Annotated in this window: 9 protein-coding genes; 4 read left to right on the top strand and 5 right to left on the bottom strand. The window is 70.8% G+C overall.

The genetic code is table 11. The annotated features are described in order from the left end of the window. Nucleotides 1-205, top strand: a 205-nt coding sequence (locus AC08OP_RS16145) for a hypothetical protein (protein ID WP_476614955.1), incomplete at its 5' end; no start/stop codon positions are given. Here AC08OP_RS16145 and AC08OP_RS16140 read toward each other — a convergent pair. Then, nucleotides 192-515: an MTH1187 family thiamine-binding protein gene (locus tag AC08OP_RS16140; protein WP_462186803.1), complete on the bottom strand. Its 324-nt coding sequence runs from the start codon at nt 513-515 to the stop codon at nt 192-194. The two genes, AC08OP_RS16145 and AC08OP_RS16140, sit on opposite strands and share 14 nt — an antisense overlap. Before the next feature lie 227 nt (nt 516-742). On the opposite strand from AC08OP_RS16140, the gene AC08OP_RS16135 reads away from it, so the two are divergent. Next, the gene (locus tag AC08OP_RS16135; RefSeq protein WP_476614954.1) at nt 743-2,275 is read left to right on the top strand and encodes an ATP-binding protein; all 1,533 of its coding nucleotides are present in this window, start codon (nt 743-745) and stop codon (nt 2,273-2,275) included. Between the two features lie 27 nt (nt 2,276-2,302). Here the strand turns inward: AC08OP_RS16135 and AC08OP_RS16130 are convergent, their stop codons facing one another. The 4 genes from AC08OP_RS16130 to AC08OP_RS16115 all read right to left on the bottom strand — a co-directional run bounded on the left by AC08OP_RS16130 (nt 2,303) and on the right by AC08OP_RS16115 (nt 5,725). Then, nucleotides 2,303-2,755, bottom strand: coding sequence for a cupin domain-containing protein (locus AC08OP_RS16130; RefSeq protein WP_476614953.1), 453 nt, complete (start codon nt 2,753-2,755; stop codon nt 2,303-2,305). Between the two features lie 26 nt (nt 2,756-2,781). Then, the gene (locus tag AC08OP_RS16125; RefSeq protein WP_476614952.1) at nt 2,782-3,966 is read right to left on the bottom strand and encodes an acetyl-CoA C-acetyltransferase; all 1,185 of its coding nucleotides are present in this window, start codon (nt 3,964-3,966) and stop codon (nt 2,782-2,784) included. Between the two features lie 212 nt (nt 3,967-4,178). Further along, nucleotides 4,179-5,171 carry an FG-GAP repeat domain-containing protein gene (locus AC08OP_RS16120; protein WP_476614951.1) on the bottom strand — a complete coding sequence of 331 codons (993 nt, stop codon included), beginning with the start codon at nt 5,169-5,171 and terminating at the stop codon, nt 4,179-4,181. Then, entirely contained in the window at nt 5,168-5,725 is a 558-nt protein-coding gene (locus AC08OP_RS16115) for a SigE family RNA polymerase sigma factor (RefSeq protein WP_011438065.1), read from the bottom strand. Before AC08OP_RS16115 ends, AC08OP_RS16120 begins: the two co-directional genes overlap by 4 nt. A gap of 173 nt (nt 5,726-5,898) precedes the next feature. Here AC08OP_RS16115 and ccrA point away from each other — a divergent pair, with 173 nt between their 5' ends. Together ccrA and AC08OP_RS16105 are read left to right on the top strand one after the other, a co-directional pair. Further along, nucleotides 5,899-7,248: a crotonyl-CoA carboxylase/reductase gene (gene ccrA / locus AC08OP_RS16110; protein WP_476614950.1), complete on the top strand. Its 1,350-nt coding sequence runs from the start codon at nt 5,899-5,901 to the stop codon at nt 7,246-7,248. A gap of 72 nt (nt 7,249-7,320) precedes the next feature. Continuing rightward, the gene (locus AC08OP_RS16105; protein ID WP_476592801.1) at nt 7,321-8,037 is read left to right on the top strand and encodes an ATP synthase F0 subunit B; all 717 of its coding nucleotides are present in this window, start codon (nt 7,321-7,323) and stop codon (nt 8,035-8,037) included. Nucleotides 8,038-8,504 lie beyond the last annotated feature (467 nt).

Below are 8,504 nucleotides of genomic sequence, written 5' to 3'. Positions count from 1 at the left end.
CCTCCCGCACCGCGCGGCGATCTGGATGGGACTGGTGGCCTACGTTGCATGCCTCCATCGTGGCATCTGGTTCCGGTCCGTGGACTCGGCACCGGACGACTTTCCCGGTCCTCATGTCCGCCTCGCCCGGGGTCAGACCCAGATCCCCAATCCGGGCCGGCGGGCAGCGGCCGGCAGGCAGCGGCCGGTGGTCAACGATCAGTGACGTCCGTGCCGGTCTCGTCCCCGGCCAGCAACCGGTCGACCGCGGCGACCTTCGTGTGCAGAGCGTCGGTGACTCCCGGGCGAAGATCGGCCTTCAGCACCAGACTCACCCGGCCAGCACGGGCCGAGACCGCCTCGGTGGCCCGGCGGACGACGTCCATCACCTCGTCCCACTCGCCTTCGATCGTGGTGAACATGGCGGTCGTCTCATGGGGCAGCCCACTGGCCCGCACCACCCGGACCGCCTCGGCGACCAGATCCGCGACCCCCTCGCCCTGACCGATGGGCGTGACACTGAAGGCAACAAGCATGCGGTCAGACTTATCACGACAGTCCGCTCACCGCGCGTCGAACAACGCAGGGCCACTACCCTGCTACGCCGATGCACCGAGGTCGTCGGTAAGCTATTTGCATGTCACGAAACGTCGCGGGAAAACCGGCCGGCGATCCAGTTGAGCAAACCCGGGACAACGGCCTCTGACGGTACGCCCTACCATTGCCCGCCGTGGGGTGGAAGAAGACGGATAACGAGGCGTAGGTGGGGTCACGCATCTTGCTCGACGCGCTGACGGACCTGGCTGTGGTCGTCGGCGCGGATGGTCGTGTCACCGACATGGGTGCCGCCGCCCGTGCCTTCCTCGGTGACCGGGTTCCCCGCGTCCCCCATCTGCGCGACCTTGTCGACGTCGTCGACCCCGCGTTCCGCCTCGCTCTCGGTGAGGCGGTGACGACCGCGCTGGGGCGGACCGGGCAGTGGCGTGGCTCGGTGGGACTCGTCGACCTGGCCGGGGCCACCGTGCCCCATCACGTGACGGTCCGGGTCGACCCGGAGGGCGGGCTGGTCGTCATCGCTCGGGACACCAGCGACCAGCGCGCCCGCGAGGTCGCCGAGAACGAGTCACGGGCCAAGGACGAACTGATCGCCCGGCTCGGCCACGAATTGCGGACCCCGCTGAACGCCATGCTGGGCTTCGCGCAGCTGCTGGAACTCGAACCGCTCACCCCCGACCTCCACGACGACGTCGAGCGGATCATCACCGGTGGCCGCCACATGCAGGCGTTGATCGATGACGTGCTGGACCTAGCCAGGCTCCGCGCGGGCCGGGGGGACATCAACAAGGGGCCGGTCAACGTCCTCGACATCGTCCAGGGCGTGGTGGAGCTCGTCGAACCGCTCGCGGCGCAGCGCAGCATCCGGCGGGTGATCCATCCGGCGCTGCCGCTCGTCGCCGACGCGGACCGCCGCCGCCTGTGGCAGGTCCTGCTCAACCTGGTCGGTAACGCGCTGAAGTACGGCCGGGAGGGCGGCAGCGTGCGCGTCGGCATCGTGCCCATCACCGGCTCGCGGATCCGTATCGAGGTCGAGGACGACGGCGCGGGGCTCTCCCCCCGGGCGATCGACCGACTGTTCCGGCCCTTCGAGCGCCTCGGCGCCGAGCGCAGCGGAATCGAGGGCAGCGGGCTGGGCCTCGCCCTGTCCCACGCCCTGGTCACGGCGATGGGCGGGGTGCTCACCGTCGCCAGCCGGTACGGCGTGGGAAGCGTGTTCGCCGTCGTGCTCGACGCGGTCGACCTGCGTTTCGAGGATCTCGATGATAACAGCGGGTTCGGGGGCAGTTACGGTGGTCTCCCATATCGCTCCGGCGAGTCCGGCACGGTCGCCCTCGGCCGTCCTCCCGCACCCGGCGGCCTGCGGGTCGTGCACGTCAGCGGCGATCCCGCCCTGCGTTCCCTGGTCGCCGAGACCCTCACCGATTTCCTGGCCGCGGACACCGTGACCGTTCCCCGCGCCGGTCTCGCCCTCGACGCGGTGCGGGGGGCCCGGCCGGCGTTCATCCTGCTCGACCGGGACCTGCCCGACACGACCGCGGCCGAACTGCTCGCCCAGCTCGCGGCGGACCCGACCGCCGGCGTCATCCCGGCCCTGGTCCTCAGCGAGGACACCGACCCCCGCGAGCGGGCGCACCTGCGCCGAGCCGGCGCCGTGGACGTCCTGAAGATCCCGCTGGATCCCGGCGCCCTAGTCGCCGCGGCAGCCGCGCTCACCACCGCGATGACCGCCCCGAGCTGACCTGACCGGGCCGCCCCGAACGGCGCTTTAGGCGGGGAAGAGCTCGAAGTCCAGAAAGTCGAAGCCAGGCGCCACCACGCAGCCGACCAGAACGTGCTGTCCATCGCGCGGGGCCGCGGTCTGCCATTCGCCGGCCGGCACGACGAGCTGCGGCGCCTGGCCCGCGGCCAGATCGGGTCCGAGGATCCGCCGGTCGGCGGCGACCGGCGCCCGGCCCGACCCGCCGAGGGTGAGATCGAGGGCCCCACCGCCCTGCCAGAGCCAGATCTCGGCCGAGGCCACCCGATGCCAGCGGGACATCTCTCCCGGACGCAGCAGGAACAGGATGGACGTCATGACGGGGCGCCTGCCGCCATGTGCATCGATCTGGTCGGGACTGGCCCAGGTCCGGCGGTACCAGCCGCCCTCGGGATGTGCTTCGAGACCGAGCTCCCGCACCAGGTCGCCGGCCGGCGTCGCGGGGTCGTCGATGCGGGTCATCCCGGGAGCCTCCCCGAGGCCGGCCGTCACGCCGGAACGCGCAGCACCAAGGCGTCTCCCTGGCCGCCGCCGCCGCAGAGACCGGCGGCGCCGATCCCGCCGCCGCGGCGCTTCAGCTCGTTGGCCAGGGTCAGGGCAATCCGGGCACCGGAGGCTCCGACGGGATGACCGATCGCGATCGCGCCGCCGTTGACGTTGGTGATCTCCGGGCCGATCCCGAGGTCGTGCATGGACTGGATGACGACCGCGGCGAAGGCCTCGTTGATCTCGACGAGATCGAGATCGGCCGGGGTGAGCCGCTCCTTGGCCAGCGCCGCGAGGATGGCGCGCGAGGGCTGGGAGTGCAGGGAGGTGTCCGGACCGGCCACGAAGCCGTGGTGACCGACCTCCGCGAGGATCGGCAGGCCGAGCTGTTCGGCCTTCGCCCGGCTCGCCACGATGACGGCGGCGGCGCCGTCGGAGATCGGCGACGACGAACCCGCGGTGATCGTGCCGTTGCCGTCGAAGGCCGGCCGCAGCTTCGCGAGCACCTCGGCGGTGGTGTCGGGACGCACGCCCTCGTCCTGGTTGACGGCCAGCGGCTCGCCGCGGCGCTGCGGCACCGCGACCGGAACGATCTCGTCGTCGAACAGCCCGTTCTTGATGGCGGCGGCGGCCCGCTGATGCGACTGGACGCCGAACTCGTCCTGCTCGGCCCGGCTGATGCCGAGCCCCGCGTTGTACCGCTCGGTGCTCGCCCCCATCGCGATCTGGTCGAAGGCGCAGAACAGCGCGTCGTGCTCGGTGGCGTCGAGCAGCTCGGCCCGGCCGTACTTCACCCCGGAGCGCAGCGAGCGCAGCAGGTGCGGGCCGCCGGTCATGGACTCCATCCCACCGGCGACGACAAGGTCGAACTCCCCGCTGGAGATGTACGTGTCGGCCAGGGCGATCGCATCAAGGCCGGACAGGCAGACCTTGTTGATCGTGATGGCGGGCACCGACAGCGGGATGCCGGCAGCGACCGCCGCCTGCCGGGCGGTGATCTGGCCCGCGCCGGCCTGGATCACATGCCCCATGATCACATAATCGACCGCGTCACCGGACAGGCCGGCCCGCGCGAGGGCACCCGAGATCGCGATGCCACCGAGATCCGTCGCGGTGAAGCTCTTCAGCGCGCCCGACAGTCTCCCGAACGGTGTCCGCGCTCCAGCCACGATCACGGAACCAGGCATGGATGCCTCCTCATCTCCAGGAAGATCTTTGGGGCGGGCCGGGACGGCGCCGGCACACGGCCTGCGGTGGCGTCGTCTCGTGGCGGCAGCCCCGAGAACAGCCGTCCCTGACACGATAACGTGATCATGCCCGAGATGCCCGGCCACGATTCCGGTCCCCAAGGACAAAAACACCTAGCCGGACCCGCGGGACGGCCAAGAGAAGCGGACCGTCAGGACAGCTGGCCGCAGGCTGCCACGAATGGCGAGGTGGCCGGGTCCGCCGGCAGGCGTACCTGGTCGGACCGGCTGTCCTGGGCGGCCAGGCCCTCCGGGGTCAGCGCCAGGATGGTCGTGGCCACGGTGAACAGCGAACCGTCGGTCGAGGTCCCGCTGTTGATCCGCAGGGCCCGGTCCATGCAGCGGAACCCGGCGCCGACGTTGCCCTGGACCCCGGCGGCGAGGGTGAGCTGAGCCGGCAGCTGGACGGGGGCCAGCGTGTCGAGGCTGGCGTAGCGCACCAGCGCGTAGTTGTCCATCCCGCTCCTCGACGTGGTCTGCACCAGGATCTCGCCGAACCCGTTGGCGTCGATGTCGACGACCGTGTGGTGCAGGGGCACCACGATCGCGCCCAGGTCGACCTGCCCGACAGTTCCGTCCCGGGAGAACACGACCTCGAGTTTGCTCCCGGTCGCCCGCACCTGGTCAGAACGGCCGTCGCCGTCGACGTCGCCCGCCACCGCCGGCTTCACGACGGCCGTCGGCAGCTGGGGGCTGCCCTGGGTCGCCGTCGCCGGGCTGGCTGACGGGCCGGCCGTGACGGGCGGGGAGGGCACGCTGGTGGTCGGGAGGACGGTCGGCGAGGTAGTCGCCGACCAGGTCGCCGCTCCCCCTCCGGACCCATCGCCGGCCCTGGTGGAACGGCCGGTGCCGCCGGTCGAGGATGCGACGGGTGTCCGGCTCGGCCCCGTCACGGGTGCGGTCACGAGCGGCGGGACGGCCGGCTCGACGAGCTCGTTGCTCGGCGGAGGGGGCCGCAGCGCCACCACGGCGAGCCCGATGAGCGCCGCCATGACCATCCCGCCCGCCGTCATCAGCGGCAGACGCCACCGGCGCCGACTGTCGATCCCGGCACGGATCTGCCGGTAGGCGTCCGGCGATGGCCGGATGGGCTCCACCGCCTCGGTGAGCAGGCGGGCGAGCTCCTCCGGTTCCAGACCACTCACCGCAGGCCCTCCAGCTTGCCGCTCAACGCCGACAGCCCCCGGGAGGTGTACGCCTTGACGGAACCGACACTGCAGCCCATCACCGCCGCGGCGTCCGCCTCGGACATGTCGGCGTAGTACCGCAGCACCACCGCCTCCCGCTGCCGGCGGGGCAGCTCGCGCAACGCCTGGATGACCGCCGCCCGTTCGACGAGGGAGTAGGCGCCCTCCTCGGCGCTCGCGGCGTCGGGCATCGGCTTGGGAGCGTGTTTGAGAGCGACGAGCCGACGACGCAGTGTCGAACGTGCGAGGTTGACGACGGTCTGCCTGAGATAGGCCAAGGCCTTGTCCCGGTCCTGGAGCCGCCCCCAGGCCGCGTGGACGCGGATGTAGGCGTCCTGCACAACCTCCTCGCAGAGGCCGAGGTCGTCAAGTAGTAACGCTGCAAGACGAACTAATGACCGATAGTGTTCGGAGTACAACGCGGTCAGGGCGGCATCGGCGTCCCGCGCGACATCGCTACGGGCGGCGTCGCTCCGTGCAGGCACGGGCCGCCACCCTTCCACGACAGTCATGGGCGCGATCACACCCAGTTGGACGCGTACCGAGCACTCGAAGTTGTCCCAAAAGTTCTATCGCGTCGCGCACGAAACAGACAGCCTCCACATCCCGCGACCCCGCCTCCCACCTATGGGTAACATCTGCCGTCTATCCGCCACCAGCACCAGCGTCCTACCGGAGGCCGACCGTGAAGGACATTCTCGAAGCGATCATTGCCCAGAGCCCTCCGTCGCCCGCCCGGCGGGCGGAGTTCGCTTCCCTCCCGGTCCCCCAGTCCTACCGCGCCATGGTCGTGCGCCGGGACGAAATCGGGATGTTCGAGGGCGTGCCGTCCCGGGACAAGGACCCCCGTCGCTCCCTGCACGTGGACGACGTGCCGACCCCGGAGCTCGGTCCCGGCGAAGCCCTCGTCGCGGTCATGGCCTCTTCCGTGAACTACAACACGGTCTGGACGTCGATCTTCGAGCCGATCCCCACCTTCAACTTCCTCGAGCGCTACGGCCGAACCTCTCCGCTTGCATCCCGTCACGACCAGCCTTACCACGTCGTCGGCTCGGATCTGGCCGGAGTTGTGCTACGGACAGGGCCCGGCGTACAGGCCTGGTCCCCCGGGGACGAGGTCGTCGCCCACTGTCTGTCCGTGGAACTCGAACGTCCCGACGGCCACAACGACACGATGCTGGATCCCGAGCAACGAATCTGGGGATTTGAGACGAATTTTGGTGGACTCGCCGAGCTCGCCCTGGTCAAGACCAACCAGCTCATGCCAAAACCCGCGCACCTGACCTGGGAGGAGGCGGCCGCACCCGGCCTGGTCAACTCGACCGCGTACCGCCAACTGGTCTCGGTCAACGGCGCGAACCTGAAACAGGGCGACGTCGTTCTCGTCTGGGGCGCGTCCGGGGGCCTGGGCTCCTACGCCACCCAGCTCGTGCTGCGTGGCGGGGCCATCCCGGTCTGCATCGTCTCCTCGCCGGAAAAAGCCGACATATGCCGCTCCCTCGGCGCCGAACTGATCATCGACCGCGCCGCCGAGGCCTATCGGTTCTGGAGCGACGAACACACCCAGAACCCCCGGGAATGGCAGCGGTTCGGCAAGCGCATCCGCGAGCTCACCGGCGGCGACGACCCCGACATCGTCCTCGAACACCCGGGCCGGGAGACCTTCGGCGCCTCCGTCTATGTGACCCGCCGCGGCGGAACCATCGCCACCTGCGCCTCCACCAGCGGTTTCCAGCACGAGTACGACAACCGGTACCTGTGGATGAACCTCAAGCGCATCGTCGGCTCGCACTTCGCCAACTACCGGGAGGCCTGGGAAGCCAACCGGCTCATCATGCGCGGGATGATCCATCCGACCCTGTCCCGGGTCTACCCGCTCACCGAAACGGGGCAGGCCGCCTACGACGTGCACCGCAACGTCCACCAGGGGAAGGTGGGCGTGCTGTGTCTCGCCCCGGCTGAGGGGCTGGGTGTCCGCGACGAGGCACTCCGCTCCCGCCACCTGACCGCAATCAACCGGTTCCGCGGCGTATAAACCCGGAAATCGGCCAGGCCGACAGCCGACTCCCCTCACGCTCACATTGACCGTCTGAGATGCTGAGGTCCTATGACCGAACACACCGATCTCATCCCAATGGCCGGCGAGACCGACGGGCCCCCCGCCTTTGATCTGGTGCGCCGTGGCTACGACCCCAATCAGGTCACCCATCACGTGAACTGGCTCGTCGAGCAGCTACGCGAGGCCGAGGCGCACCGGGCGGCGGCGGAGGCGGCCGCGTCGGAGGCGGCGACCGAGGCGGCCCGGGTACGCGACGATCTGGCCGCCAACCGTCCCGCCTGGGAGGAGTTCGGTGGCCGCGTTACCCAGATCCTCCAGCTCGCCGAGGAGGAGGCGGCCACCGTTCGGGCTGAACGCACCCGGGAGGCCGACGCCCAGCTCGAGGAGGCCCGCCGGATCGTCACCGAGGCCGAGCAGACCCGGGAGAAGACCCTGCGCGACGCCGACGAGCAGGCCGCGGCCATCGTCTCGACGGCCCGCGCGGAGGCCGAACGGATCGTCGAGGTCGCTCGGGCCACGGCCGCGCAGGCCGAGGACGACTCGAAGCGTCGGCTGGCCGACCTCGAGCGCCAGCGCGAGCAGGTGACCTCGCAACTTGCCACCCTGCGTGACCAGGTGACGGCCCAGCTGGGCGCGCTGCGCGACAAGCTGACCGCCGCCTCCGCGTCGATCGCCTCCATCGAGGCACCGCCGCCCGAGGAGCGTAAGGCGCTCGGCAGCGAGCCGAACGCGTTGCCCGCGGCAGCGAACTCCCGCGGGGTCTAGCCCGCACGGGAGGCCGTCGTCCCGTGGGGTCAGCCGTCACGGACGCGCGGCCGGGCCGCTCGGCACCGGCGTTCCCAACATGGCCGGTGCCAGTGTCGACGGTCCTCGATCCGCTCGGGCGGCCAGACCACCACGTGGGCGGTGCCCGGAGTGATCTCATAATCACAACCGGGACACCGGTAGACCTTGGTGGTCGCCGCGCCACTCGTTGGTCGCACCACCCACTCGCCGTCCCGCAGGACGACGACCGGATCCGGCGTCCACCAACAGACCGGGTGCCCGCGCTGCGCATCCGACGGCCGGTCCCGGCGTCGGCGCGCCTTCCTCGTCACCGCCCGCGAGCGGGTCTGCCCGATGCCCGGAACCGATCCCGCCGGGTGCGGAAACCCGCACCCCGGGTATCGCCGGCCGGCGGGCCCGCGACCCACTCGCCCCGGTCCACCACCTCGCCGTCAACGATCCGATGC

The sequence above is a fragment of the Frankia sp. CeRuru1 genome (assembly GCF_977966315.1).
The sequence above is the reverse complement of the archived record's forward strand: the minus strand, read 5'-3'. Positions and strand labels throughout refer to the sequence as shown.